Consider the following 26,575-nt stretch of genomic DNA (forward strand, 5'->3'; position numbering starts at 1 on the left):
CCGGTCAGCGGCAGTCCGCTGCCACGATCCCGGAGCCCTCCCCCTTCGCCGGTACCAACAGCATTTGTCCCACGCTGAGTTCGGTTCGCTTGCCCATGTCGTTGCGTTCCTGCAGGTCCTCGACGGTCGTGCCGTACTCGCAGGCGATCGCGGAGAGCGTGTCACCGCGTACGACGAAATGGATGTGGAAGGAGAGGGACGGCGTCGGCCGCAGGATGGGCCCGGTCATGATCGGCACAGGAAGCCGCGCGGGGTAGCTCGGCGTGGGCCCGAGATCGGGGTAGCTCGGCCACGCCGTGTACATCGAGACTGCCGCCGTCGGCAGTCGGTAGGACTGCGTGTAGGGCTCGGAGGAGTCGGAGCCGAACAGGGCGATCCCCCACACCACGCCCGCCACGGCCACGGCACCCATGGTCACCTTGCCGACCGTGCGTTGCCGCGCGAGTTCCTGGACGACCAGGTTCGACGCGCTCCTGGTACTCCGCCGGGCCGTTGTCGGGCCGGCCGGTGCGGCCACGGTACGCAGGGCCAGGGGGACCGGTGCCCCGATGTCCAGGCCGAGGCGGGCGAGTTCGCCGCGCAGGGCCGGCACCGCCGCCTTGTCGCGTGCGGCGGCCGCGACGAGGTCGTCCAGGCGCCCGCGCGGGTCCCGGGGGCAGTCCAGGAGGTAGCCCTGGGTCCAGCTGAGCACCCAGCGCGCGCGGCCCGCGCCGGCCAGTGCCTGCCCGGTCAGCGCGTACAGGGCCTCGGTGAGCTGCTCCTCGGGCTCGGGTGCGTCGGTGAGACGACGGGTCAGCTCTGTCTGCTGCCCGCGTTCCAGCAGGCCGAGCACGGTGGCGAGCGTGGGGCGCGCGAGCGCGTGGGTGTCGCTCGCCGCGTCGAGCAGGAGGCTCGCGAGTTCGATGGCGAACGCCTCGGCGGCCAGGTCGGCCCACGCCGACCGCGGCAGTGCCGTCGCCGAGTGCCCGCTTTCGCCGAGCATCTTGCGCTGCACGCGGGTCACCGGTGACGTCTCCGCGATCAGCGGGCCCTCCTCGGCGACGGTCCTCGGGGGCGTGGCGGGCAGCGCCTCGATCAGGGCCAGCCGTCGGGCCAGCGGTGGGTGGGAGTCCAGCGGGGAACGGTCCAACTCGACGGGGTGCGCGCGCAGTTCGGCCATCCGCTCGCGCACCGGCGGGTCGCCCATCATGGCGGTGAACGCCTCGAACACGTCCTCGGGCACGAACCCGAGCCGGTGTACGGGCCGTAGATACCGGCTCTCGAACCCGGCCCAGGTGATGCCGAGCGCGTGGACGGCGCGCAGCGCCCGGGCGGTCACCTCGGGGCCGACCACGGCTGCCGCCTCGGCGTCCGCCTCCAGCTCCTGGCGGCGGCGCACCGCCAGCGACAGCCGCAGGTACATCCAGGCGTAGGCGCCGATCGCCGCCTGGTACAGCCAGGCGTACCCGACCCGGCCCTGGTCCGACTGTGCGGTCATGCGCAGCCGGAACAGGGTGGAGCGCAGCGACGCGGCCCCTCTGTAGGTGATCGCGCCGAACCGGGTGTGCCGACCCGCGTAGTGCCCGAGTTCGTGGCAGAGCACGGCCCGCAGTTCCTCCGGCTTCAGCCAGCGGAGCAGCGGAACGCCCAGGTTCATGGTCCGCTCCCCGACCGCGAAGCCGAGCAGTCGGGCGTCCTCCGACACCGACGCGTTGGCCTGCGACGTCAGGTAGATCCGGGTGGGCGGCCGGGTGCGCAGCTGTCCGGACAGTTCCTCGACCAGCCGCCACAGGCCGGGCGCGTCGGCGCGGCGCAGGAAAACGGCGTCGGGCGGGGGTTCCTCCGTGCGGCTCACGGTGCCTATTCCGTACAGCAGGGCGGAGGCCGCCGGGATGCTGCCGGCCAGTGCGAGGGACCAGTTGCCGGCCCGTGAGGGGAACTCGACCATCCCCCACAGCGTGAGCCAGACGAGTGCCGCGTCGGCCGCGAGGAGGGTGAACGCCACGACGTAGAACCCGGCGAGCATCCCCACGGCGAACAGCCCGCGTAACCACCCCAGGACAGTCGTCACCGGCTCTCTCCCCGTCTGCGGTCCAGTGCCGCGCGCGCCCGGGCGAGCATCTCCGGGTCCGCCTCGAAAGCCGCCCGCAGCCATGCCTCCGCGGTGCGCAGGGCCAGGACGACGGGGTCCCGGCCGAGGCCGACGCGGCTCGCGGCCGGCCGGCCCGGACCGGCCGGCTCCGGGTCGGACATGAACGGGTCGTGCCTGCTCGTGTCGTCCGCGGCCATGTCCAGCGCCTCCTTGAGCGTCCGGCGTGCCTTGGAGACGTTGGCGGCGACGCCGCCGCGCGTCATCCGCAGCGTCTTGGCGATCTCGTTCTGGGACCAGCCGTGCAGACAGAACAGCACCATCGTGACCCGCTGCCGCGGCGGCAGGGCGGCCAGCAGCCGCAGCGCCTCGCGTGCCTCCGCGCTCTGTTGGGGGCTCGCCCGGACCGGCACCGGCAGATCCGGCAGCCGGTCCTGGCCCGTTCTGCGCCTGCGCTGGGCCTTCCACAGCCGCTGGACCGCGGCCCGGTACACCCACGCCTCGGGCAGCTCGTACCCGGCGATGCGGTCCCAGGCCCGGTAGGCCTCCAGGAACGCCTCCTGGGTGACGTCCTCGGCGTCCTCGCGGCTGCCGCAGAGCATGATCACCTGCGCCAGGACCCGGCCGTACGCGCACGCGAAGAAGGTCTCGAAGTCCCGTGGCCCCGGGGCCTGTTCGACGCTCACCGGTGCTCCGCCCCGGCCGGCTCGACGGCCGCCGCCGAACGCGCGATCAGCATCTCGCCGTCGGCGCGCGTGACCTCGACCGTGCCACCGGGCCCGGCCGCCCGCACGACCGTGGCCAGCGCGTGCGCCCGCGCACGCTCCCGCACCGGCTGCGTCCACAGCACCGCCAGCGCGTACACCAACTGTGTACAGGCCGGCACCACGACCACCACCACAGGTTCGACAACCATCTCAGGGTCCCTTCCACAGGATCACAGCAGCGACACCCTGATACAGCCACCAGTGCCCAACTGGTTTACCCGGGACGGCAATTCAGAATCCTGGCCCCCATGGCCGCGGCGCCGTCGGGCTCGTACGGTCCCCGCCCGGTGCCGGGTTGTCGCGGCCGGGCGAGCAGGCCGTTTCCCCGCCCCCTTCCGTGACGCGGAAGGGCTATTGCGGCCCCGCGCCCCCCTTCCGGACGATGTCGCCATCACCCAACGACGGGAGCCGCAACGATGCCGCACACCACCGCCTTCGCCAGGAACCAGTGGTACGTCGCCGCCTACAGCCACGAGGTCGGCCGCGACCTGCTCGGCCGCACGATCCTCGGCGAACCCCTCGTCTTCTACCGCACCGAGGACGACGGCACCGCCGTAGCCCTGCACGACCGGTGTGTGCACCGGCGGTTCCCGCTCTCCGAGAGCCGCCTCGACGGGGACCGGATCGTGTGCGGCTACCACGGCTTCACCTACGACACGACGGGCACCTGCGTGTACGTGCCGGGCCAGAAACGCATCCCCCGCACCGCCCGCGTCGCCTCGTACCCGGTGGTCGAGCAGGACGCGTTGGTGTGGGTGTGGATCGGCGACCCGGCGCTCGCGGACCCGCAGGTCATCCCCCGCGCCCCGCACCTCGCCTCCCCCGGCTGGGTCACCGTCAGCGGCATGGAACCGATCGACGCCGACTACGGCCTCCTCGTCGACAACCTCCTCGACCTCTCCCACGAGACGTATCTGCACGGCGGTTACATCGGCTCCCCCGAGGTCGCCGAGACGCCGATCACCACGGAGGTCGACGAGGGCGCCGGCGTCGTACGGGTGAGCCGGCACATGGGCGACGCCGAATGCCCGCCGTTCTACGCCAAGTCCACCGGAATACAAGGGCGGATCACCCGCTGGCAGGACATCGAGTACCACGCGCCGTGCCTGTATCTGCTGCACAGCCGGATCGCCCCGGTCGGCGTCCTGCCCGAGGAGGACGGCAGCGACCCGAACGGCTTCCACACCGAGATCACGTACGCCATCACGCCCTCCTCGGACGGCAAGGTGTACGACTTCTGGGCGGTCTCGCGCGACTGGGCCACGGACGACGCCGAGGTCACCGAGTTCCTGCGCGGCAACAACCACACCGTCGTCATGCAGGACGTCGACGCGCTCAACCTCCTTCAAAAGACGCTGGGTTCGGAGCGCGGCGGCTATCAGGAGCTGAGCATCAACATCGACACCGGTGGTCTCGCGGCCCGCCGTATCCTCGCCCGGCTGGTCGAGGAGGGCGCCAAGCCCGTGGAGAGGGTCCAGTGACCGCTCCGACCGGCGAGGTCTACCGCATCGACTGGCTGCCGGGTACCGATGTCCTGCACGGCACCTGCCACTGCGGCCGCGAGCACACGTCCCAGGACCCGATCGAGATGTGGGAGTGGATGCTCGCCCACCCCAGCGGCCACGCCGTCGACGAAGCACAGGGAGCCGACGCATGACCAGCTACGAGGCCGAACTCGTCGTAGAGCGGCGGGAGTTCGCAGCCGACGGCGTCCTCGCCCTCACCCTGCGCCACCCGCTCGGCGAGCAACTCCCCGCCTGGGAGCCGGGCGCCCACATCGACGTCGTCCTCGGCCCCGACCTGGAGCGCCAGTACTCGCTGTGCGGCGACCCGGCCGACCGTACGGCGTGGCGGATCGCGGTGCTGCGGGAGCCGGACGGGCGGGGCGGATCGGCGTACGTGCACGGGCAGTTGGGGCAGGGCGACAAGGTGCGGGTGCGCGGACCGCGCAACCACTTCCGGCTGGAGCCCGCCCCTCGCTACCGCTTCGTCGCGGGCGGCATCGGCATCACCCCCATCCTCCCGATGCTGGCCGCGGCCGAGGCGGCGGGCGCGGAGTGGACCCTGCTCTACGGCGGTCGCACCCGCGACTCCCTAGCGTTCACCGAGGAGTTGGGCCGCTACGGCGACCGCGTCACCGTCGCTCCGCAGGACGAGGTCGGACTGCTCGACCTGCCCTCGGTACTGGATGCCGTACCCGAAGGCACTCTCGTCTACTGCTGCGGTCCCGGGCCGCTGCTCGACGCGGTCGAGGCGCGCTGCCCCGGGGGAATCCTGCACGTGGAGCGGTTCCAGCCGAAGGCCCAAGTCGCGGGCGCCGACAGCGAGTTCGAGGTCGTGCTGGAGCAGAGCGGGAGGACGGTCACCGTCCCGGTGGGCGTGTCCGTGCTCGACACCGTGCGCGCCGCCGGGGTCGAGGTGCTGTTCTCCTGCACCGAGGGCACCTGCGGGACCTGCGAGACCGATGTCCTCGAAGGCACCCCGGACCACCGGGACTCGGTGCTGAGCGAGGAGGAACGGGCGGCCGGCGAGACGATGCTCATCTGTGTCTCGCGCTGCCTGGGGAAGCGGCTCGTCCTGGATCTGTGAGGACACGGGCCGATCCGTGACGACGCGGGCCGGATCCGTGACGACACGAGCCGGATCCGTGACGACGCCGGACGACGCGACAAGAGCGCACTTCACGACACGGCAGGAGCGCACTTCGGTAACTGTCAACAATATTGTGAGCACTAGGCATTGACCTGGCCGCGACGGGGCCCTACGTTCCCGCTCAACACCCATTGAGCACCACTGTGCGATCTGCGCACAGCCTGTCGGAACACCGTCGTCTGCACAGGAGTTGCCATGCGTCGTCTGCTCGTCGGCCTCGCGGCCGGATCCATGCTGGTCGCCGCGTCGGCCTGCGGTTCGTCCGGCAACGGAGCGTCGGACAACACCAGTTCGCCCACCGGTACCACCACGGTCAAGGTGGGGGTCATCCCCATCGTCGATGTCGCCCCGCTCTACCTCGGCCAGAAGGAAGGCTTCTTCAGCAAGCACGGCCTGAAACTGACCATGACCCTCGCGCAGGGCGGCGCGGCCATCGTGCCGGGTGTGGTCAGCGGCCAGTTCCAGTTCGGCTTCTCCAACATGACCTCGCTGATGCTCGCCCAGTCCAACGACGTCCCCGTGAAGGCCATCGCCAACGGCGTCGCCTCAACGGGCGTGTCCGGCAAGGACTTTGGTGCCCTCGTCGTCAAGAAGGGCAGCACCCTCAAGTCGGCGAAGGCACTGGAGGGCAAGAAGGTCGCGGTCAACACGCTGAAGAACATCAACGAGACGGCCGTACGCGAATCCGTCCGCAAGGCCGGCGGCGACCCGGACAAGGTCAAATTTGTCGAGCTGGCCTTCGACCAGATGCCGGCCGCGCTCGACAAGGGCCAGATCGACGCCGCGATGGCCGTCGAACCCGCCCTCACCACCATGCTGAACCAGGGCGCCCAGCAGATCGCCTGGCCGCTGGTCGACGTCGCGCCGAACCTCACCGTCGCCATGTACTTCACGTCGACGGCGTACGCGACGAAGAACCCGGACGTGGTGAAGAAGTTCCAGGAGGCCACCGCCGAATCGCTGGCCTATGCCGACGCGCATCCGGACGAGGTCCGCCAGATCGTCGCCACCTACACCAAGGTCCCCGCCGGCGTGCTGGCGAAGGTGATCCTGCCCAAGTGGCCCGCCGATCCGAACCGTTCGTCGATCGAGGCGCTGGAGAAGCTGAGCGAGACCGACGGCCTCTTCAAGAAGACCCCCGACCTGAACACGCTGCTCCCGTGAGAGGACTGAACACCGCACTCGGTGCGGCCGGACTCGCGGCCTTCCTCGCCCTCGGCGAGGTCGTGCCGCGCGTCGGCATCGTCAAGGAGGCCTACTTCCCGCCGACCAGCCGCATCGCGTCCGCGTTCTGGGACGAACTCCAGGACGGCGCGTTCTGGTCGGCGCTCGACGACACCCTCACCGGCTGGGCCCTGGGCCTGGCGATCGCCGTCGGCGCGGGCATCGTCGTCGGCGTCCTGCTCTCCGTCGTCCCGTACCTCCGCGAGGCGACCGCCTCGACGATCGAGTTCCTGCGCCCGATCCCGTCGGTCGCCCTCATCCCCCTCGCGGTGCTGTTGTACGGCACCGAACTGAGGTCAGTGCTATTGCTCGTCGTCTACGCCTCGTTCTGGCAGATCCTCATCCAGGTCCTCTACGGCGTCCAGGACGTCGACCCGGTCGCCGAGGAGACGGCACGGTCGTACGGTCTGGGCACCTGGGCCCGGGTGCGGCACGTGCTGTGGCCGAGCGCGCTGCCGTACGTCATGACGGGGGTACGGCTGGCGGCGGCCGTCGCGCTGATCCTGACCATCACGGCCGAACTGGTCATCGGGGCACCGGGGTTGGGCGCGACCATCATGGTCGCGCAGACCTCGCAGGCCGTACCGGAGATGTACGCGCTGATCGTGGTGACCGGTCTGCTGGGGCTGCTCATCAACGTGGGCGCGCGTACGGTGGAACGGCGGGCGCTGGCCTGGCACCAGTCGGTGCGCGGGGAGGTGGCGGTGTGAGGCGGGCTCTGATCCGGCTGCTGTTCGTGGTCGCGCTCCCGGCTGTGCTGCTCTCCGTCTGGTGGCTGGCGTCGGACGGCAGCACCAATGTGTTCTGGCCACCGCTGCGGACGATCCTCAGAACGTTCCCGGACGTGTGGACCGCCCACCGGTTCACGACGGACGTGGTGCCCAGCATCCTGCGGCTGACGGCCGGTTACGCCACGGCGGCCGTGGTCGGCGTCGCGCTCGGCACGGTGATCGGCTCGTACCGGCGGGTGCGCGCGGTGTGCGAACCGGTCCTGGAGTTCCTGCGCGCGGTGCCGCCGCCGGTGCTGGTGCCGGTCATCATGCTGTTCGCGGGCATCGGCGACACGATGAAGATCGTGGTCATCACGAGCGGCTGCGTCTGGCCCGTCCTCCTCAACACGGTCGAGGGCGTCCGCGCGGTCGACCCGGTCATGAAGGAGACGGCCCTCTCCTACGGCATCACCGGTGCCGCCCGGTTGCGCACGCTGGTGCTGCGCTCGGCGAGCCCGCAGATCTTCACGGGGCTGCGCCAGGCGCTGTCCATCGGGATCATCCTCATGGTCATCAGCGAGATGTTCGCGGGCACCGACGGACTGGGCTACACCGTCGTCCAGTTCCAACGCAGCTTCGCCGTCCCGGACATGTGGACGGGCATCCTCGTCCTCGGGATGCTGGGGTTCCTGCTCTCCGTCGTCTTCCAGGTGGTCGAGCGGCGGGTGCTCGGCTGGTACCACGGCCTGCGCGCCGCCGCCCGCCGAACCCCGTGAACATCGTGAAAGGGCGGTCCATGCACGCGCAACTCGACGTATCCGGCCTGCACAAGGTCTACGAAGGTTCCGGCCGCCATGTCGAGGCGGTGCGGGACCTCACCTTCACCGTCGACGCCGGCGAACTCGTCTGTCTCGTCGGCCCGTCGGGCTGCGGAAAGACAACCCTGTTGAAGTGCATGGGCGGGCTGCTCACCCCGACCGCGGGTGAAGTCCTCCTCGGCGGACGGAAGGTGAGCGGTCCGCCACCCGGTATGGCGTTCGTGTTCCAGGAGTACGGCCGCAGCCTCTTCCCCTGGATGCGGGTCGGCGAGAACGTCGAACTGCCGCTGAAGCAGAAGGACTTGTCGAAGGCCCGACGGCGTGAGCTGGTCGCGGACGCGCTGGAGTCGGTGGGGCTGACGGAGGCCGCGGGGGCGTATCCGTGGCAGCTCTCCGGCGGTATGCAGCAGCGGGTCGCGATCGCGCGAGCGCTGGCGTACGAGCCCGAAGTCCTGCTGATGGACGAGCCGTTCGCGGCGGTCGACGCGCAGACCCGGGCCGATCTGGAGGACCTGGTACGGGGGTTGTGGCGGGAGCGCGGGATCACGATCCTGTTCGTGACCCACGACATCGACGAGGCCGTGTACTTGGGCGAGCGCGTGGTCGTGCTGTCCGCGTCCCCGACCGTCGTGCAGGAGCAGCTGAAGGTCGATCTGCCCGTGGAGCGCGACCAGTTGCACACCCGGGTCTCCCCACGCTTCGCCGAACTGCGGACCCATGTGTACGAGCAGATCCAGGCGGCGAAGCGCGGAACTCTCCCGGTTCAGGACCGGCTCACGCCGTCGGACACGCCTCCCCTTCGCTGAACTGCCCTGCGAACCGGCCGGTGTTGGCGACGCGGGGTGACGGCCGATGGCCGACGGCTATGCGGTGTGCAGCCAGGCAGCGGTGTCCTGCGGGAGGCGGCCCCGGTCGTCCAAGGGACCGCTGGCGAGGAGGAGCCGGGTGCTCGGGGGAAGCTCGACGGGCTCGTCCGACAGGTTGACCACGCACATCGCGCCGCCCGGGCGACTGAAGGTCAGGACGCCGTCCGGGGCGGGCAGCCAGGTGAGGGGACCGTCGCCGAAGACCGGTCGGAGGCGGATCGCCTCGCGGTAGAGGTTGAGCATGGAGTCGACGGTCCGCTGTTGACGGTCGACCGCATACGATGTCCAGCCGACCGGCTGCGGCAGCCACGGCTCCTCGCGCGAACCGAAGCCCGCGTACGGTGCGCCCTCGACCCAGGGCAGCGGCACCCGGCAGCCGTCGCGGCCGGGGTCGGTGCCGCCGGACCGGAGGTACATCGGATCCTGTATGCGGTCGACGGGCAGCTCGACCTCGGGCAGTCCCAGCTCCTCCCCCTGGTAGAGGTAGACGACCCCGGGCAGCGCCAGTGACAGCAGCGCCGCCGCTCTCGCGCGCCGGGTGCCGAGGGCGAGGTCGGTCGGGGTGCCGAAGGCCTTGGTGGCGAAGTCGAAGCCGGTGTCGGCGCGGCCGTAGCGGGTGACCGTGCGGGTCACGTCGTGGTTGCACAGGACCCAGGTGGCGGGCGCGCCGATCGGGGCGTGCTCGGCGAGGGTCTCGTCGATCGAGGCGCGCAGTCGCTCCGGGTCCCAAGGGCAGGACAGGAAGGCGAAGTTGAAGGCGGTGTGCAGTTCGTCGGGGCGGAGATAGCGGGCGAAGCGTTCGGTGTCGGGGAGCCAGACCTCGCCGACGAAGACGGCGCCGTACTCGTCGGCGACGGCCCGCCAGGAGCGGTAGATGTCGTGGAGTTCGTCGCGGTCGACGAAGGGGTTGGGGTCGCGGCCCTCGACGAAGTCGGGCAGGGCGGGGTCCTTGGCGAGCAGCGCCGCCGAGTCGATACGGACCCCTTCGACACCGCGCTCGAACCAGAACCGCAGGATGTCCTCGTGCTCCTGACGCACCGCCGGGTGGGCCCAGTTGAGGTCGGGCTGTTCGGGGGTGAACAGGTGGAGGTACCAGTCGCCGTCGGGGAGCCGGGTCCACACCGGTTCGGTGGAGCCGGCGAACTGGGACGGCCAGTCGTTGGGCGGGAGTTCACCGTGTGCGCCGCGTCCGGGGCGGAAGTGGAACAGCTCGCGCTCGGGGCCACCGGCGAGGGCGGCGCGGAACCACGGGTGTTGGTCGGAGACGTGGTTCGGCACGATGTCGACGATCGTGCGGATGCCCAACTCCCTTGCCTCGGCGATGAGTTTCTCCGCCTCGGCGAGCGAGCCGAAGGCCGGGTCGATGGCGCGGTAGTCGGCGACGTCGTAGCCACCGTCCTTCATCGGTGACAGGTACCAGGGGTTGAACCACAGGGCGTCCACGCCGAGTTCGGCGAGATACGGCAGTCGGGAGCGGACGCCCGCGAGGTCGCCGGTGCCGTCGCCGTCGCCGTCCGCGAAGCTGCGGACGTAGACCTGGTAGATGACGGCGGAGCGCCACCAGTCGTCCTGGCTCTGGGCATGGGGGGGCTGTCCCACGGTGCTGGCCTTTCTGTCGGGGGCGTCGAAGGGGGCGGTGTCAGCCCTTCGTGCTGCCCGCGCTGATCCCGGCGATGATGTGCCGCTGGAAGACCAGGAACATCGCGACCATGGGGATGCTCGCGATCACCATCGCGGCGATGAGCACGGTCAGTTGGATGTTCTGGGACAGCTGGACGAGTGCCACGCTGATCGGCTGTTTGTCGGTGTCGGAGAAGACCATCAGCGGCCACAGGAAGTCCTGCCAGACGGCGACGAGCGCGAAGATCGACACGACGCCGAGCACGGGCCGGGACATGGGCAGGACGATGGACCACAGGGTGCGGAGTTTCCCGGCGCCGTCGATCTCGGCGGCCTCCATGACGTCGCGCGGGAGTTGGTCGAAGAACCGCTTCAGGAGATACAGGTTGAAGGCGTTGGCGACGGCCGGGAGCCAGATGCCGAGGGGGTCGTTCAGCAGGCTGGTGTGGATCAGCGGGAGGTCGGCGACGGTCAGGTACTTCGGTACGACCAGTGCCTGGGCCGGGACCATCAGCGTCGCCAGGATGCCGCCGAGGATCAACTTGCCGAAGGCGGGCTTCAGTTTGGACAGGGCGTAGGCGGCGGCCGTGCAGAGGACCAGTTGGAACGCCCAGGCGCCGGCGGCCTGGACGACCGTGTTCCACAGGTGTTCCGGGAGCTGCATCAGGTCCCAGGCGTCGGTGTAGCCGCTGAGGTGCCACTGCTTGGGGATGATCGTGGGCGGGGTCTGCGCGATCTCGTCCGGCGACTTCATGGCGCCGGTGACCATCCAGTAGACGGGGAAGAGGAAGGCGAGCGCGAAGAGCACGACGACGCCGGTGAACACCGTCCAGTAGACGGCCTTTCCGCGCGGCCGGGCGAGGGTCGCCGGGGAGAGCAGCGTGCGGGTGGTCACAGGTCGTCCTCTCCGGAGCGGGTCAGCCGCAGATAGACGGCGGAGAAGACACCGAGCAGCACGAGGAGCATCACGCTGAGCGCGCAGGCGCCGCCGAAGTCGTTGTAGAGGAAGGCGTATTTGTAGATCAGGTAGAGCACGGTGACGGTGGCGCTCTCCGGTCCGCCGCCGGTGATGACGAACGGCTCGGTGAACACCTGCATCGTGGCGATGATCTGAAGGAGCATCAGCATCAGGATGACGAACCGGGTCTGAGGGACCGTCACATACCGGACGCGTTGCAGCAGGCTCGCACCGTCCAGTTCGGCGGCCTCGTACAGCTCGCCGGGGATGGACTGGAGCGCGGCCAGGTAGATCAGGACGGTGCCGCCCAGGTTGGCCCAAGTGGCCACGATCACCAGGGAGATGAGGGCGGTGTCGGTGCCGTTGGACCAGTTCGAGGTGGGCAGGTGCAGAAAGCGCAGCGTCTCGTTGGCGAGGCCGGCCCCCGGATCGTAGAACCACTTCCACAGTAGGGCGGTGACCACCGGCGGGATCATCACCGGGAGGTAGACGACGATCCTGAAGAACGCCTTCCAGTGCCTCAACTCGTTGAGGACCAGGGCGAGTACGAACGGGACCGCGAAGCCGATGAGCAGGGCCAGCAGGGTGAAGACGAGGGTGTTGCGCCAGGCGGCGGCGAACTCGGGGTCGTGCCAGACCTGGGTGAAGTTGGCGGTGCCGACCCACTCGGGCGAGGAGCCGGGCGTGTACTTCTGGAAGGCGATCACGACCGCGCGGATCGCCGGGTACCAGGAGAACAGGGCGAAGCAGATCAGACCGCCGATGAGGAAGGCGTAGGCACGGGCCTGGTCGATGAGGCGGCGCCGCCCCCGGCCCCCTGCCGGGGGCGGCGCCTGGACCTGTCGTACCGCCGTCGGCTCGACGGAACTCCGGGTGGCCGTCCGGGTCATCGGGTCAGCCCCGGGCCAGGATGCCGTCGATCTTTCCGGAGGCGTCCTTGAGGAGTTGGTCGATGTTCGCGTCCTTCTTGGTGAGGACGGCGGAGACGGCTCCGTCGAGGACGGAGTAGATCTGCTGGGCGTCCGGCGGCTCGATCTTCATCTGGAGGGACTGGTTGCCGTCGAGGAAGGCCTGGTAATTGGCCACCGGGACATTGGAGTTGGCCTTCTTGACCTGCTGGTCCTTGGCGTCGGCGGCGCCGGTGAACAGGCGCGGTTCGGGCAGTCCGACGGGTGCGTTGGCCTTCTTGGCGCGGGCGTAGTCGCCGAGGAAGCCGCTGCCCGGGGTGAGGAACATGCTGTCGAGCCACTTGAGGCCGACGCGGATCTGGGCGGGCGTGTCGTGCTTGTTGAACATGTAGCCGTCGCCGCCGATGAGCGTGCCCTGACCGCCGGGCATCGGGCCGAGGGCGAGGTCGTCGTAGTTGCCGCCCTTCTCCTTGACCAGGATCGGGATGTTGTCCGGCGCGGAGAGGTACATGCCGAGCTTGCCCGAACCCATCAGCTGCTGCACGTCGTTGATGACCAGGAGCTGCTTGCTGCCCATCGAGTTGTCGGTCCAGCGCATGTCGTGCAGGTTCTGCAGCACGGCGTGACCCTGGGGCGTGTCGATGGTGGCCTTCTTGCCGTCGGCGCTGACGACGTCGCCGCCCTGCGAGTACATCTCGGCGGTGAAGTGCCAACCCCCTTGGTTCTGGGCGCTGTAGTCGGCGTAGCCGATGGTGCCGTTGCCGAGCGCGGCTATCTTCTTCGCGTCGGCCCGGACCTCGGCCCAGGTCGTCGGCGCCTTGTCGGGGTCGAGGCCGGCCTGCTGGAAGAGCTTGCGGTTGTAGATCAGGCCCATCGAGTAGCCCGTGCGCGGGATGCCGTAGATCTTGCCGTCGACGGTGTAGATGTCACGCAGCTGCTTCTGCAGCGTGTCGTAACTCTTCAACTCCTTGATGTACGGCGTGAGATCGGCGGCCTGGTTGATGTCGACGACGTGCTTGGCGTCGGTGAAGTACGTGTAGAACACGTCCTCCATCTGGCCGCCGGCGAGTTTGGCGTCGAAGGTCTTCGGGTCCTGGCAGGGGAACGCGTCATGGGTGACGACGTCGATATCGGTGTTCTTCTTCTCGAAGGCCGCGACGTCGGAATCGAAGAACTTGCGGTCGACCTTGGCGCTCTTGGGCGGCTCGCAGTTGACCGTGATGCGCGTCTTGCCGCTCGCCGAGTCGTCACCGGACCCGCAGGCGGCGGCAGTGAGCGCGAGAGAACAGACGCCGATCGCGGCGAAGGTGCGGCGGAACCCGGTGCTTCTCATCGGTGGACCCCTCTGGGCAGGAGCGGTGGGCGCCGCACACTCAAGCACCGCCGACACCTGTCCGCAAGATGTCGCGCAGAATCTGTAATTATTCGACAGTGCGGTGACTATCAGCCGCGCGGGGCTTGCGCGGTGGAACCACGCACTACCAATTCCGGTTCGAAGAGCAGTTCTTCGGCCGGTACGGCGGTCCCGCCGACCTGTGAGTTCAGCAGCTCCACGGCGGCCCGGCCCATGGACTCGATGGGCTGGCGGACGGTGGTCAGCGGGGGCTCGGTGCAGTTCATCAGGGCGGAGTCGTCGTAACCGACGACGGAAATCTGTGACGGGACGTCAAGTCCCTTGCGGCGGGCGGCCCTTACCGCACCCAGGGCAAGGGGGTCGCTGGCGCAGATGATGCCGGTGACACCCCGGTCGATCAGCCGGGAGGCCGCGGCGTGGCCGCCCTCGATGGAGAAGATGGCCCGGGCGACGAACTCGTCGGGCAGGTCCGCCGCGATGGCCCGCGCGGCGGCCAACTTCCGTGCCGACGGCATGTGGTCGGCGGGGCCGAGGACGAGCCCGATGCGCTCATGGCCGAGGGAGGCGAGGTGCCGCCAGGCCTGCTCGACAGCGACCGCGTCGTCGCAGGACACGGCGGGGAAGCCGAGGTGGTCGATGGCCGCGTTGACCAGGACGACCGGGATGTTGCGCTCGGCGAGCAGGCGGTAGTGGTCGTGCGGCGCGTCCGCCTGCGCGTACAGCCCACCGGCGAACACGACGCCGGAGACCTGCTGTTGCAGCAGCAACGTCACATAGTCGGCCTCGGAGACGCCGCCCTTGGTCTGGGTGCACAGCACCGGGGTCAGGCCGAGTTGGGCGAGCGCGCCGCCGATCACCTCGGCGAAGGCGGGGAAGATGGGATTCTGCAGCTCGGGCAGCACCAGCCCCACCAATCGCGCGCGTTCACCGCGCAGTTGGGTGGGCCGCTCGTAGCCGAGAACGTCCAGGGCGGAGAGCACCGCCTGCCGGGTGGGCTCGGAGACTCCGGGTTTGCCGTTGAGCACCCGGCTGACCGTGGCCTCGCTGACCCCGACCTTCTTCGCCACCTCAGCAAGTCGTCGCGTCATGTGCGCAAGAATAGCGCAAGATACGCAAGTGGTTTGCGTTACGGGGTGGTCGGATCAAGTCGCCCACAGAACCGCCCGACTTCCGGTAGCGGTCAGTCGTGAGCGGCCCACAGACCGCGGACATGCCCCAGGTGCCGGGTCATGATCTCACGCACGGCCCGCTTGTCACGGTCCAACAGCGCGTCCAGCAGCTCCAGATGCTCCTGCGCGGAGGCCAGCAGACGCCCGGCCTCGACCAGCGCGGTCAGCCCGTAGAGACGCGAACGCCCCCGCAGATCACCGACGACCTCGACGAGGTGGGCATTGCCGGCCAGGGCGAGCAGCCCGAGGTGGAAGCGGGTGTCGGCCTCGACGTACGCGATGAGGTCACCGGCCACGGCCGCGTGGACGATCTCCCGGGCGGCCGGGCGCAGCGCCTCCAGCGAGACGGGGTCGGCGGTCCCGGCCATCCCCACCACCGTGGGGATCTCGATCAGCGCGCGGATGTGGGTGTACTCGTCGAGCTGCTTCTCGGAGACGGCGGTGACCCGGAACCCCTTGTTGGGAACGGTGTCGACCAGCCCTTCCTTGACCAGGTCCAGCATGGCCTCGCGCACCGGGGTCGCCGAGACACCGAAGCGGGCGGCGAGCGTCGGCGCGGAGTACACCTCGCCGGGCCGCAGCTCCCCCGCGATCATCGCGGCCCGCAGGGCATCGACGACCCGCTCGCGATAGCTGCTCTTCTTACCGCCCAGCGTGGGCAGCTCCGGAGCGGTGGGCGGTGCGCTGGCGCGCTGGACGGCCATCGGAATTCTCCTAGTGGTGCAATGTCACACGGAGCGCAATGTCACGCGTGACCCGCCATTATCCCCGGTCTAGAGGATGAATCCGCCCGGGAACGGGTCGGTGGGATCGAGCAGGTACTGGGCGGTGCCGGTGATCCAGGCGCGGCCGGTGAAGCTGGGCAGGACGGCGGGGACACCGGCGACCTCGGTGGTGTCGAGGAGCCGTCCGGTGAACCGGGTGCCGATGAAGGACTCGTTCACGAACTCGGTGTGCAGCGGGAGTTCACCGCGTGCGTGGAGCTGCGCCATGCGCGCGCTGGTGCCGGTGCCGCAGGGCGAGCGGTCGAACCAGCCCGGGTGGATCGCCATCGCGTGCCGGGAGTGCCGGGCGGTCGCGCCGGGCGCGTACAGGTGGACGTGATGACAGCCACGGATGGAGGCGTCCTCGGGGTGGACGGGCTCGTCCCGGTCGTTGATCGCCTCCATGAGGGACAGGCCCGCCTTGATGATGTCGTCCTTGCGGGACCGGTCGAAGGGCAGCTCGAACTGGTCCAGCGGCAGGATGGCGTAGAAATTGCCGCCGTACGCCATGTCGTATGTCACCGTCCGCCCGTCGGCGAGGGTGATCTTCCGGTCGAGGCCGACGGAGAACGACGGGACGTTCTTGAGGGTGACGTTCTTCGCGGCACCGTTCTCGACGGCGACTTCGGCGACGACCAGTCCGGCCGGGGTGTCGAGCCGGATCGTGGTGACCGGCTCGACGACCTCGACCATGCCCGTCTCGACGAGCACGGTGGCCACGCCGATCGTGCCGTGCCCGCACATCGGCAGATAGCCGGAGACCTCGATGTAGACGACGCCCCAGTCGCAGTCGGGGCGAGTGGGCGGTTGCAGGATCGCGCCGCTCATCGCGGAGTGGCCGCGCGGCTCGTTCATCAGGAACTGCCGGATGTGGTCGCGGTGTTCGCGGAAGTACAGCCGCCGCTCGTTCATGGTCGCGCCGGGGATCGTGCCGATGCCGCCGGTGATCACGCGGGTCGGCATGCCCTCGGTGTGCGAGTCGACGGCGTGCAGGACGAGTTTGCTGCGCATGACGCTCCTGGTGAATGCCGGTGAACCGATAGGCCGTTGGCTACGCGAGTCCGGCCGCGATCGCCCTCTCGGTGGCGGCACGCACAGCGGCCTCCTGCTCGGGCAGCAGGGGAACGCGCGGCGGGCGCACGGGACCGCCGTGCCGGCCGACGATGTCCATGGACAACTTGATGGCCTGCACGAACTCCACCTTCGAGTCCCAGCGCAACAGCGGGTGCAGCTGCTCGTACAGCTTCTTCGCCGTGGCCAGGTCGCCGCCGACGGCCGCGTGGTACAGCTCGACGGACGCGGCGGGCAGCGCGTTCGGGTAACCGGCCACCCAGCCCTTCGCACCCGCGAGCGCCAGCTCCAGCAGGACGTCGTCGGCGCCGATCAACAGGTCGAGTTCCGGGGCGAGTTCGGCGAGCTGGTAGGCGCGGCGGACATCGCCGGAGAACTCCTTGACGGCGTGGATGTACCCCTCGCCGTGCAGCTTCGCGAGCAGTTCCGGCACCAGGTCGACCTTGGTGTCGATGGGGTTGTTGTACGCCACGATCGGCAGGCCCGCCTTCGCGACCTCCGCGTAGTGCGCGAGCACCGAACGCTCGTCGGCGCGGTAGGCGTTGGGCGGCAGCAGCATCACCGAGGCGCAGCCGGCGTCGCGGGCCTGCTCGGCCCAGCGGCGGGACTCGGCGGAACCGTAGGCGGCGACACCGGGCATCACGCGAGCCCCGCCGATCGCGGCGACGGCCGTCTCGACGACCTTGGCGCGCTCCTCGGGCGTGAGCACCTGGTACTCGCCGAGCGAGCCGTTCGGTACGACGCCGTCGCAGCCGTTGTCGACCAGCCAGGCGCAGTGTTCGGCGAACTTGTCGTGGTCGACGGCGAGTTCGTCGGTCAGCGGGAGGGCGGTGGCGACGAGGACGCCGCGCCAGGGGCGGTTCGGGGTGGTGGTCATGTGCGGTTGGGATCCCATCTCAATAGGGTGTGACATTTCACCGGCGGACAAGGCGTGCGGTCAGTCGGGTAGAGCGTCAGGTGGTGCGGCCGCCGACCGGTCGGCCTCGGCCTCTCCGGCCCGGGCCAGCACCCCGAGCGGCACGGGACGCGCGAACGGCCGCCGGGACGGGGTGAGTTCGCACCCGGCCAACCCCGCGACAGCGGGCCCGCACATCCGCCCCTGGCACCAGCCCATCCCGGCCCGCGTCAGCAGTTTCACGGTCCGTACGTCACCGGCGCCGAGCCCGTCCACGGCCTCGCGGATCGCTCCCCCGGTGACCTCCTCGCACCGGCAGACCACGGTGTCGTCGGTGACGAGATCGGTCCAACGGGCGGGCGGTGCGTACACGGTGTCGAGGGCGGCGAAGAACTCCCGCAGTTTGGTACGGGACTTGGCGGCCGGTGCCCAGATGCGCGGGTCGGGTTCGGTGCCGTTCAGGCGTGCTGCGGCGGAGCGTCCCGCGATGTGACCCTCGGCGAGAGAGAGCGCCGCGCCGCCGATGCCGGTGGTCTCGCCGGCCGCCCAGACGCCGGGGACATCGGTGCGCTGCTCGTCGTCGACCTGGACGTCGGTCCCGTCGAGACGGCAGCCGAGGGTCTCCGCGAGGTCGGTGTGCGGAACAATGCCGTGACCGACGGCGAGGGTGTCGCAGGCGATTCGGCGTGCGGTGCCGGGCCGGACCCGCCCGTCGGTGTCGAGCGCGGCTACGGTCACCGCCTCCAGTCGGTCATCACCGTGCGCCTGGACGACTGTGTGCCGGGTGAGCAACTTGACCCGGTGGCGGAGGAGTTGAGCGGCGTACCTGGCACCCTCGGCGACTTTGCCGGGCTGTGCGGCGAGCGCGCGGGATCGTCGTGCGAACGCCTTGGGGTCGGCGGACTCGACCAGCGCGGCCACCTCAACACCGGCTGCCGCGAGGCCGGTTGCCACGGGGAGGAGGAGCGGGCCGGTGCCCGCGACCACGGCGGTGCGTCCGGGGACAGCGAGGGTGCCCTTGAGCATGGCCTGGGCGCCGCCCGCGGTGAGGACTCCGGGAACGGTCCAACCGGGGAACGGGAGGACCTTCTCGTAGCCGCCGGTGGCGAGGAGGACGGCGTCGGCGCGTACCTCGACCGGGTCCTGCTGTTCGGGGCCGAGCAGGGCGTGCACGGTGAAGGCGTTTCGGTCGGCACCGCCAGCCTGCCGTTCCAACTGCCGCTCCACGAGCCAGACATGATGGTCCGTCAAATGTGTTACGCAGCCTGCCTCCACGTGTCGCGCGAGGGCGTCCCTCAGCCGCTCCCACGCCCGCCACTGGTGGTGCAGGGCCTGCGGGCGTCCGGCGTTCAGTTCGATGGCGGGCTGTCGGTAGAACTGGCCGCCCGCCCGTGCCGCCGAGTCGATCAGGGTGACGCGGACCCCGTGGGCCGCGGCGGCGACGGTGGCGGCGAGTCCCGCCGGGCCCGCGCCGATCACGGCGAGGTGCGGTCGATCGTCAGTCATCGTGGCCCGTCCCCTCCTGCGTACGGATGGCGTCTCCCGGGTGCGCTGGCACCAGGCAAGCCCGTTGGTTCGGGCGGTTGTTGACGGTGACGAGGCAGTCGTAGCAGACGCCGATCCCGCAGAAGATGCCGCGGGGCCGGCCCGCGCCCCGGGTGGTGCGCCAGGACGTCACGCCCGCCGTCCACAGCGCGGCGGCGACGGTCTGGCCGGGGAGGGCCTCGATCGCGCGGCCGTCGAGGGTGACGGTGAAGGCCGGGCCCGGGTGGGCGTCGGCGAGGTCCAGTGGGGAGTTCACGTGTCCTCCTCCTCGGGGAACTCGGGGAAACGGTCGGGTCGGAAGGGCGCCGGGTCGAGGTCCGGGGTCTTGTCGCTCAGCAGTTGGGCGATCAAGTGCCCTGTGCCGGTGGCGAGTCCGATGCCCGCGCCCTCGTGTCCGCAGGCGTGGACGAGGCCGGGGACGCGCGGATCGGGGCCGATGGCGGGGAGGTGGTCCGGCATGTAGGGGCGGAAGCCGAGGTAGGAGCGCATCGCGTGGACGTCGGACAGGAACGGGAACAGTTGCGTCGCGCCCACCGCCAGCGCCCGGACGACCGGCAGCGAGAACTCCCGGTCGAAGCCGACGCGTTCGCGGCTCGCACCGATCAGGACCGGTCCAGCGGCCGTGCCCTCCACGACCGGTGAGGTCTGCAGCGCGGCCGAGTCGCTGGCCACGTCGGCCACGTAGTCGGCGGCGTACACCTTGTGGCGGACCAGGCGGGGCAGCGGTTCGGTGACGAGGACGAAGCCGCGGCGCGGGAGGACGGGGAGGGTGACTCCGGCGAGGGCTGCGACTTCGCCGCCCCAGGTGCCGGCGGCGTTGACGACCGTGGGGGCGAGGATGTCGCCGCGGTCGGTACGGATGCCTTGGACCGTTCCATCCGTCTTGAGGAGTACGTCCGTCACCGTGCAGCCGGTGAGCAGGCGGGCGCCCGAGACCCGGACGAGGTGGGCGGCGGCCAGGGCGGGCATCACCTGGCAGTCCTGGGGGTAGTACACGCCGCCGGGGAGGCCGGGGGCGAGGTGGGGTTCGAGGTCGTACAGGGCACCGTCTTGGACCGGTCCAGCGACGACTCCGGCGGCGCGCTGCTCGTCGGCGAAGCGCTCCAGCGCGGCGAGCCCGTCGGGGGTGGAGGCGACGACGAGGCCGCCCTTCGCCTCGTACTCGATGACCTCCCCGAGCTCCCCGAGCCCCCCGAGCTCCTCGGCGAGTTGGGCCCACAGACGGCCGGAGAGGAGAGCGAGGTCGAGTTCCGGGCCCGGCTCCTTGTCGGAGACGAGCAGGTTGCCCTCGCCGGCGCCGGTCGTGCCGCCGGAGACCGGGCCGCGGTCCACGATGACGACGTCGAGTCCCGCCCGGGCCGCGTAGAGGGCGCAGGCCGCGCCCACCATTCCGGCCCCGACGATGACGACATCGCAGGTCAGTCGCTTGCTCACAGCAGTACTATGTCACATGTCTCTCTAGCTGGGTATGTCGCGACGCGGCTGTCACCACACCCGGAATCACCACACTCTGACTCACCACCCCCTGAATCACCGCACACGGAAGAGGTGCCCGACGTGGCCAAGGGCCGAAAGAACGGTCTGTACCGAGGAATCCCCGACGAGCTGTCCGCCCTGATGCGGACCGGCTGGGCCGACACCGAGCGCACGGATCTGCAGCCGGCCGAGCAGGCTCCGCACGCGGCACGCCGTCGGGCCGCGCTCTCCGCGCTCTTCCCCGGCGAGCGCCTCGTCGTGCCGTCCGGGAACCTCCTGATCCGCTCGAACGACAGCCACCACCCGTTCCGCCCGTACTCCGGCTATGTGCATCTCACCGGCGACCAGGCACGTGACGGTGCCCTGGTCCTGGAGCCCCGCCCCGACGGCGGCCACGACGCGCACTGCTACCAACTCCCCCGCGACAGCAGGGACGGCGACGAGTTCTGGACCGGTTACACCGCCGAGCTGTGGATGGGCCGCCGCCGCTCGCTCGCCGAGTCGGCACAGGTGCTCGGGCTGCCCTGCCGTGACATTCGGACGATCGCCGAGGACCTGGCGAAGACCTCCGGAACACCCACCCGCGTCGTCCGCGGCGTCGACCCGACGCTGGACGCGGCGCTCGACACCGACGAGGAGCGGGACGACGAGTTCGAGTCGGCCGTCTCCGGACTGCGGCTGGTCAAGGACGCGTGGGAGATCGGCGAGATGCGCCGCGCCGTCGACTCCACGGTGCGCGGATTCACCGATGTCGTACGGGAGTTGTCGCAGGCGATCGCCACCTCGGAGCGCTGGATCGAGGGCACGTTCTTCCGCCGGGCCCGCGTCGAGGGCAACCATGTCGGCTACGGATCGATCTGCGCGGCCGGCGAGCACGCCACGATCATGCACTGGACCGACAACGACGGCCCGGTCCGCCCCGGTGAACTCCTCCTGCTGGACGCGGGAGTCGAGACGCACAGCCTCTACACCGCCGACGTCACCCGCACCCTCCCGATCAACGGCACGTTCACCCCGGTCCAACGCACGGTCTACGACGCGGTGTTCGAGGCCCAGGAGGCCGGCATGGCGGCGGTGAAGCCGGGTGCGCACTACCGGGACTTCCACGAGGCTGCCCAACGGTCCCTGGCCGAACGGCTGGTGGAGTGGGGCTTCATCGAGGGGCCGGCCGAGCGGGCGTACGAGCTGTCGCTGCAGCGGCGGTTCACGATGGCGGGCACCGGGCACATGCTCGGGCTCGACGTCCACGACTGCGCCCAGGCGCGCAGCGAGGAGTACGTGGACGGGGTCCTGGAACCCGGCATGGTGCTGACCGTCGAGCCGGGCCTGTACTTCCAGCCCGACGATCTGACGGTGCCGGAGGAGTGGCGGGGCATCGGCGTCCGGATCGAGGACGATCTGCTGGTGACGGCGGACGGTTACGAGAACCTGTCGGCGGGGTTGCCTCGTTCGGCCGACGAAGTCGAGGCGTGGATGCGGGAGTTCGCGGGCTGAGTGCGTCGACTGGTCACCCCGGTAAGTGGGGTGACCAGTCGTCAGACTCGGCTCGCGGTGGCCGTGTCGGCGGACAGGCGCTGGGCGACGTAGATCGGGAGCACGGAGAGCAGGACGAGTACCGCGGCCACCACGTTGACGACCGGGGCCTGTTGGGGTCGGGTCATGTTGTTGAAGATCCAGATCGGGAGGGTCTCGATGCCGGGTCCGGCGGTGAACGTGGTCACCACGATCTCGTCGAAGGACAGCGCGAACGCGAGCAGTCCGCCCGCGAGGAGCGCGGAGCGCACCAGCGGGAAGGTGACGTCGACGAAGGCGCGGAAGGTGTCGGCGCCCAGGTCCATCGCGGCTTCCTCGTACGACCCGGAGGTGCGTCGGAGCCGGGCGACGACGTTGTTGAACACGACGACGATACAGAAGGTGGCGTGTCCGACGATCACCGTGAACAGGCCGAGGCCCACCCCGAGCGGCTCAAGTACCGTACTGAACGCCGAGTTGAGGGCGATGCCCGTGACGATGCCGGGCAGCGCGATCGGCAGGACGACCACGAAGGAGATGGCGTCGCGGCCGAAGAAGCGGTACCGGGCGACCGCGAAGGCGATCAGGGTGCCGAGCACCAGGGCAATGGCGGTGGCACCGAGTCCGGCCTTCACCGAGACCCAAAGGGCCGCGCGCGCACCGGAGTTCTGCCAGGCGACCGACCACCAGTGCAGGGTCAGGGTGGACGGCGGCCAGCTCGCGCTGCGGTCCGGGTTGAGGGAGTTGACCAGGACGAGCAGGAGCGGGACGTAGATCACCGCGAAGCCGAGCCCGGCGGCCACGCGCAGGGCGATACGCGCGGAACGGGAGAGCTGCATGACATGTCACCCCCTTCGGAGGCTGTCGAGAACGTTCTGAAGGACTTCGCGCATCGTCAAGTAGCCGTCTACAGGCTGCTGAGCGCACCCGTGCGGCGCATCGCGAGCAGGTACACCACGATGACGACGACGGGGACGGTGCCGAGGGCGGCGGCCATGGGCAGGTTGAGTTCGATGTTGGAGTAGACAAGGTTGCCGATGAGCTGGGTCTTGCCGCCGACGATCTGCACGGTGATGTAGTCGCCGAGGCTGAGCGAGAAGGTGAAGATCGACCCGGCGGCGACGGACGGCAGCACCATCGGCAGCACGACCGACCGGAAGGTCCGCCCGGCCCGCGCGCCCAAGTCCGCCGACGCGTCAAGGAGATTGGCGGGGAGCTGCTCCAGCGCGGTGTGGATCGGCAGAACCATGTACGGCAGCCAGAGGTACGTGAGCGTGAGGACGGTCGCCGGTAGTCCGAACCCGGGCCCGCTCAGCCCGAACGGCTTCAACATCCAGTCGGCCAGGCCGCCTTGGGACAGGATGAGCCGCCACGCGTACACCTTGACCAGGTAACTCGCCCATAGCGGGGTGAGGATGGCGACCACGAGCAGCGGGCGCCGGCGCGGCTTCGCGACGCGCGCCGTGTAGAAGGCGAGCGGGAACGCGATCACCGCGCACAGGACGGTGACGGCGAGCGCGACGCCGATGCTGCGCAGGATGACCTGCCGGTAGACGGGCACCGTGAACAGCTCGTGGAAGTTGTCGGTCGACCAGACCTTCACGACCTCGGAGGTGAAGGAGTCGGTCGTCCAGAACGCGGAGACGAACAACACGCTCAGCGAGCCGAGATAGAGCACGGCGAGCCAGAGCAGCGGTGCGGTGAGCAGCAGGGAGAGCCGTAGCCGGGGGCGCCGGTACAGCGCCCCCGCGGTCCGGTTCAGCAAGGACATGTCTCAGCCCTTGATCTCGGTCCAGGCCTGCACCCACTTGGCGTACGGCACGCACTTGACGTCCGTACGGCCGTCGAGGCACTGCTGGATGGGCGTGTTCCAGAAGGCGATGTTCTTCCAGTACGCGGTGTCGGCGGCGTGGTAGGTGGTGCAGAAGTTCTTGTCGCTGGTCTCGGCGCAGGCCTTGGAGTTGGCGGGGGCCTCACCGAAGTACTCGGCGACCTGGGCGTTGACCTTCGGCGAGACGATCCAATCGAGCCACTGGTAGGCGCAGTTGGGGTGTTTGGCCTTGGCGGAGATCATCCAGGTGTCGGACCACCCGGTCGAACCCTCCTTGGGGACAAAGGCCTTGATCTTGGTGCCCTCGTCGGCGGTGAGGTTGGCGATGACCTGCCAGGTGGTGCCGACGACGGAGTCGCCGCTCTTGAAGGCGGAGATCTCCTTGAGGTAGTCGCTCCAGTACTCGCCGATGTCCGCGTTCTGCTTCTTCAGCAGGGCGACGGCGGCGTCGAACTGCTTCTGGTCGAGCGCGTAGGGGTCCTTGATCTTCAACTCGGGCTTGGTGGCCTTGAGATAGAGGGCCGCGTCGGCGATGTAGATCGGCGAGTCGTACGCGGTGACATGGCCCTTGTACTTCGAGGCGTCGTCGAAGACCGCGGACCAGGAGGTCGGGGCGGGGGTGACCTTCTGGGTGTTGTACATCAGGAGGTTGGCGCCGCGGCCGTGCGGGATGCCGTAGGCCTTGCCCTTGACCGAGTTCCAGGCCTGGAGCTTCAAGTCGGGGAAAATATCTTTGTAGTTGGGGACCAGGCTGGTGTTGACGGGGGCCGCGTCGCCGGAGGCTATGAGGCGCAGAGAGGCGTCGCCGGAGGCGGAGACGGCGTCGTACTCGCCGGTCTTCATCAGCTTGACCATCTCGTCGGAGCTGGCGGCGACCTTGGAGTTGACCTGGCAGCCCGTCTGCTTCTCGAAGTCGCTGACCCAGTTCACCTTGGGGTCGTTGGAGCCGTCCTCGACATAGCCGGCCCAGGCGATCAGGTTGACCTCGCCCTCGCTCTTGCCGAGCTTCGACTGGGCTTTGAGATCAGGGGGGTTGAGGCCGCCGGACGAACTGCCCGTCGAGCCGGAGGAGCCGCAGGCGGTGGCGGCCAGCACGAGCGTGGCCACGGCGGCGACGGCCTTGAGGGTTGGGGTGAGGCGCACGACGTTCTCCATACGTGAAAGGACGTGGGAGGAGCGGGGTCGGGGTCAGCGGGGGGCTAGATCAGCCGGGCGGACGGGGTCAGCGGGGGTCGGGAACGTGCACCGTGTGGCGCCGGTGCCATTGCAGTCGCACTCGGCTGCCGCGGTAGGCGGCGACGTCCTCGGCGGAGGTCTCCAGGTTCTGCTGGAGTGCGGTGAGCCGGCCGCCGGCATCGAGGTCGACGAGGAAGCGGGTGGAGTCCCCGAGGTAAACGACCTCGGCGACGGTGCCGGCGGCGCTCTCGTGGTCCGGGCTCTCCTGGTCCGGGGTGTCGCGGTCCGGGCTCTCGTGGTCCGGGCTCTCGTGGTCCGGGTCGTCTGGTTCGGCGGAGTCCTTGAGGACGCGGATCTTCTCGGGCCGGATGCTGTAGGTGCCCGGGGTGCCGACGATCCGCTCCGCCGACTCGCCCTCCAGCAGGTTGGAGGTGCCGACGAAGGACGCGACGAAGGGGGTCGCGGGGCGCTCGTAGACCTCGGCGGGCGTGCCGACCTGCTGGATGCGGCCCTGGTCGAAGACGGCGATGCGGTCGCTCATCGTCAGGGCCTCCTCCTGGTCGTGGGTGACGAAGACGAAGGTGATACCCACCTCCCGCTGGAGCGCCTTGAGTTCGACCTGCATCTGTTCGCGCAGTTTCAGGTCGAGGGCGCCGAGCGGTTCGTCCAGGAGCAGCACGCGGGGGCGGCCCACGAGGGCGCGGGCGAGGGCGACGCGTTGCCGCTGGCCGCCGGAGAGTTGGGCGGGGCGGCGGGTGCCGTAGCCCTCAAGTCGTACTTCCGCGAGGGCTGTTCGGGCGCGGGCGAGCCGTTCGGTCTTGGGGACCCCCCGGACCTTGAGGCCGTAGGCGACGTTCGCCTCGACCGTCATGTGCGGGAAGAGGGCGTAGTCCTGGAAGACGGTGTGGACGTCCCGTTCGAAGGGGGCGAGGCCGGTGACGTCCTGGCCGGCGAGTTCGACGGTGCCTCCGGTGGGGCTCTCGAAGCCGGCGATCATGCGGAGCACGGTCGTCTTGCCGGAGCCGGAGGGGCCGAGCATCGAGAAGAACTCGCCGTCCTTGATCTCCAGGTCGACCCCGGCCACGGCGGTCGTGTCCCCGAACGATTTCCGCAGATCCCGCAACTGGATCGCAATCCCCTCCATGGGCGGGAACCTTTCTGGTGCTCTGTAACGTTGCACGGAAACATATG

The 26,575-nt window shown here is 69.8% G+C and carries 26 protein-coding genes; 8 read left to right on the forward strand and 18 right to left on the reverse strand.

From position 1 onward, the window contains the following. Window positions 1-4: 4 nt before the first annotated feature. Genes SPR02S_RS20930 through SPR02S_RS64350 form a run of 3 tightly spaced genes read right to left on the reverse strand, consistent with a single transcriptional unit; the run spans window position 5 to window position 2,984 of the window. The gene (locus tag SPR02S_RS20930) at window positions 5-2,050 is read right to left on the reverse strand and encodes a M48 family metalloprotease (protein ID WP_019058951.1); all 2,046 of its coding nucleotides are present in this window, start codon (window positions 2,048-2,050) and stop codon (window positions 5-7) included. Next, window positions 2,047-2,754, reverse strand: a complete 708-nt coding sequence (locus SPR02S_RS20935; protein ID WP_019058952.1) for an RNA polymerase sigma factor — start codon at window positions 2,752-2,754, stop codon at window positions 2,047-2,049. Before SPR02S_RS20935 ends, SPR02S_RS20930 begins: the two co-directional genes overlap by 4 nt. After that, the gene (locus SPR02S_RS64350; RefSeq protein ID WP_019058953.1) at window positions 2,751-2,984 is read right to left on the reverse strand and encodes a hypothetical protein; all 234 of its coding nucleotides are present in this window, start codon (window positions 2,982-2,984) and stop codon (window positions 2,751-2,753) included. Before SPR02S_RS64350 ends, SPR02S_RS20935 begins: the two co-directional genes overlap by 4 nt. 267 nt (window positions 2,985-3,251) lie before the next feature. On the opposite strand from SPR02S_RS64350, the gene SPR02S_RS20945 reads away from it, so the two are divergent. The 7 genes from SPR02S_RS20945 (at window position 3,252) to SPR02S_RS20975 (ending at window position 9,045) form a co-directional block, all read left to right on the forward strand. Beyond that, on the forward strand, window positions 3,252-4,316 hold the full coding sequence (locus SPR02S_RS20945; RefSeq protein ID WP_019058954.1) for an aromatic ring-hydroxylating dioxygenase subunit alpha: 1,065 nt from the start codon (window positions 3,252-3,254) through the stop codon (window positions 4,314-4,316). Then, the gene (locus SPR02S_RS20950) at window positions 4,313-4,492 is read left to right on the forward strand and encodes a hypothetical protein (protein WP_019058955.1); all 180 of its coding nucleotides are present in this window, start codon (window positions 4,313-4,315) and stop codon (window positions 4,490-4,492) included. Before SPR02S_RS20945 ends, SPR02S_RS20950 begins: the two co-directional genes overlap by 4 nt. Then, complete coding sequence (locus tag SPR02S_RS20955) at window positions 4,489-5,424, forward strand: PDR/VanB family oxidoreductase (RefSeq protein ID WP_019058956.1); 936 nt, start codon at window positions 4,489-4,491, stop codon at window positions 5,422-5,424. The genes SPR02S_RS20950 and SPR02S_RS20955 overlap by 4 nt, the downstream gene beginning before the upstream one ends. Window positions 5,425-5,682: 258 nt before the next feature. After that, window positions 5,683-6,651: an ABC transporter substrate-binding protein gene (locus SPR02S_RS20960; RefSeq protein WP_019058957.1), complete on the forward strand. Its 969-nt coding sequence runs from the start codon at window positions 5,683-5,685 to the stop codon at window positions 6,649-6,651. Then, window positions 6,648-7,421, forward strand: a complete 774-nt coding sequence (locus tag SPR02S_RS20965) for an ABC transporter permease (RefSeq protein ID WP_019058958.1) — start codon at window positions 6,648-6,650, stop codon at window positions 7,419-7,421. Before SPR02S_RS20960 ends, SPR02S_RS20965 begins: the two co-directional genes overlap by 4 nt. After that, window positions 7,418-8,197, forward strand: coding sequence for an ABC transporter permease (locus SPR02S_RS20970; protein WP_019058959.1), 780 nt, complete (start codon window positions 7,418-7,420; stop codon window positions 8,195-8,197). The genes SPR02S_RS20965 and SPR02S_RS20970 overlap by 4 nt, the downstream gene beginning before the upstream one ends. A gap of 20 nt (window positions 8,198-8,217) precedes the next feature. Continuing rightward, window positions 8,218-9,045, forward strand: a complete 828-nt coding sequence (locus SPR02S_RS20975) for an ABC transporter ATP-binding protein (protein ID WP_026150734.1) — start codon at window positions 8,218-8,220, stop codon at window positions 9,043-9,045. Between the two features lie 57 nt (window positions 9,046-9,102). Here SPR02S_RS20975 and SPR02S_RS20980 read toward each other — a convergent pair whose 3' ends face one another. The 11 genes from SPR02S_RS20980 to SPR02S_RS21030 all read right to left on the reverse strand — a co-directional run bounded on the left by SPR02S_RS20980 (window position 9,103) and on the right by SPR02S_RS21030 (window position 20,823). After that, window positions 9,103-10,704 (reverse strand): glycoside hydrolase family 13 protein, encoded by a 1,602-nt coding sequence (locus SPR02S_RS20980; RefSeq protein WP_019058961.1) that lies wholly within the window; start codon window positions 10,702-10,704, stop codon window positions 9,103-9,105. A gap of 40 nt (window positions 10,705-10,744) precedes the next feature. Further along, window positions 10,745-11,620: a carbohydrate ABC transporter permease gene (locus tag SPR02S_RS20985; RefSeq protein WP_019058962.1), complete on the reverse strand. Its 876-nt coding sequence runs from the start codon at window positions 11,618-11,620 to the stop codon at window positions 10,745-10,747. Beyond that, window positions 11,617-12,573: a carbohydrate ABC transporter permease gene (locus SPR02S_RS20990; RefSeq protein WP_019058963.1), complete on the reverse strand. Its 957-nt coding sequence runs from the start codon at window positions 12,571-12,573 to the stop codon at window positions 11,617-11,619. The genes SPR02S_RS20985 and SPR02S_RS20990 overlap by 4 nt, the downstream gene beginning before the upstream one ends. A 4-nt stretch (window positions 12,574-12,577) precedes the next feature. Continuing rightward, window positions 12,578-13,924, reverse strand: a complete 1,347-nt coding sequence (locus SPR02S_RS20995) for an ABC transporter substrate-binding protein (protein WP_019058964.1) — start codon at window positions 13,922-13,924, stop codon at window positions 12,578-12,580. Window positions 13,925-14,034: 110 nt separating this feature from the next. After that, window positions 14,035-15,033 (reverse strand): LacI family DNA-binding transcriptional regulator, encoded by a 999-nt coding sequence (locus SPR02S_RS21000; RefSeq protein ID WP_174447555.1) that lies wholly within the window; start codon window positions 15,031-15,033, stop codon window positions 14,035-14,037. 92 nt (window positions 15,034-15,125) lie between these two features. Further along, window positions 15,126-15,818: a GntR family transcriptional regulator gene (locus SPR02S_RS21005; RefSeq protein WP_019058966.1), complete on the reverse strand. Its 693-nt coding sequence runs from the start codon at window positions 15,816-15,818 to the stop codon at window positions 15,126-15,128. Between the two features lie 69 nt (window positions 15,819-15,887). Then, on the reverse strand, window positions 15,888-16,889 hold the full coding sequence (locus SPR02S_RS21010; protein ID WP_019058967.1) for a proline racemase family protein: 1,002 nt from the start codon (window positions 16,887-16,889) through the stop codon (window positions 15,888-15,890). A 40-nt stretch (window positions 16,890-16,929) separates the two neighbouring features. After that, window positions 16,930-17,826 carry a dihydrodipicolinate synthase family protein gene (locus SPR02S_RS21015; RefSeq protein WP_019058968.1) on the reverse strand — a complete coding sequence of 299 codons (897 nt, stop codon included), beginning with the start codon at window positions 17,824-17,826 and terminating at the stop codon, window positions 16,930-16,932. Window positions 17,827-17,886: 60 nt separating this feature from the next. Beyond that, window positions 17,887-19,350, reverse strand: a complete 1,464-nt coding sequence (locus SPR02S_RS21020; RefSeq protein WP_019058969.1) for an NAD(P)/FAD-dependent oxidoreductase — start codon at window positions 19,348-19,350, stop codon at window positions 17,887-17,889. Beyond that, window positions 19,343-19,645, reverse strand: coding sequence for a (2Fe-2S)-binding protein (locus SPR02S_RS21025; protein WP_019058970.1), 303 nt, complete (start codon window positions 19,643-19,645; stop codon window positions 19,343-19,345). The genes SPR02S_RS21020 and SPR02S_RS21025 overlap by 8 nt, the downstream gene beginning before the upstream one ends. Beyond that, the gene (locus SPR02S_RS21030) at window positions 19,642-20,823 is read right to left on the reverse strand and encodes an NAD(P)/FAD-dependent oxidoreductase (protein WP_019058971.1); all 1,182 of its coding nucleotides are present in this window, start codon (window positions 20,821-20,823) and stop codon (window positions 19,642-19,644) included. The genes SPR02S_RS21025 and SPR02S_RS21030 overlap by 4 nt, the downstream gene beginning before the upstream one ends. A gap of 9 nt (window positions 20,824-20,832) precedes the next feature. Between SPR02S_RS21030 and SPR02S_RS21035 the strand changes: the two genes are divergently transcribed. Continuing rightward, a complete protein-coding gene (locus tag SPR02S_RS21035; protein ID WP_078622950.1) occupies window positions 20,833-22,359 on the forward strand; it encodes an aminopeptidase P family protein in 1,527 nt (508 codons plus the stop codon). Window positions 22,360-22,400: 41 nt separating this feature from the next. On the opposite strand, the gene SPR02S_RS21040 is transcribed toward SPR02S_RS21035, so the two are convergent. The 4 genes from SPR02S_RS21040 to SPR02S_RS21055 form a co-directional block, all read right to left on the reverse strand. Beyond that, window positions 22,401-23,216 (reverse strand): ABC transporter permease, encoded by an 816-nt coding sequence (locus SPR02S_RS21040; RefSeq protein WP_019058973.1) that lies wholly within the window; start codon window positions 23,214-23,216, stop codon window positions 22,401-22,403. Between the two features lie 68 nt (window positions 23,217-23,284). Then, a complete protein-coding gene (locus tag SPR02S_RS21045; RefSeq protein ID WP_019058974.1) occupies window positions 23,285-24,148 on the reverse strand; it encodes an ABC transporter permease in 864 nt (287 codons plus the stop codon). Window positions 24,149-24,151: 3 nt separating this feature from the next. Next, entirely contained in the window at window positions 24,152-25,363 is a 1,212-nt protein-coding gene (locus SPR02S_RS21050; RefSeq protein ID WP_019058975.1) for an ABC transporter substrate-binding protein, read from the reverse strand. A 67-nt stretch (window positions 25,364-25,430) separates the two neighbouring features. Beyond that, window positions 25,431-26,528, reverse strand: a complete 1,098-nt coding sequence (locus SPR02S_RS21055) for an ABC transporter ATP-binding protein (protein ID WP_019058976.1) — start codon at window positions 26,526-26,528, stop codon at window positions 25,431-25,433. Window positions 26,529-26,575 lie beyond the last annotated feature (47 nt).

Origin of the sequence: Streptomyces prunicolor NBRC 13075 (genome assembly GCF_000367365.1) — a bacterium.
Lineage (GTDB): Bacteria > Actinomycetota > Actinomycetes > Streptomycetales > Streptomycetaceae > Streptomyces > Streptomyces prunicolor.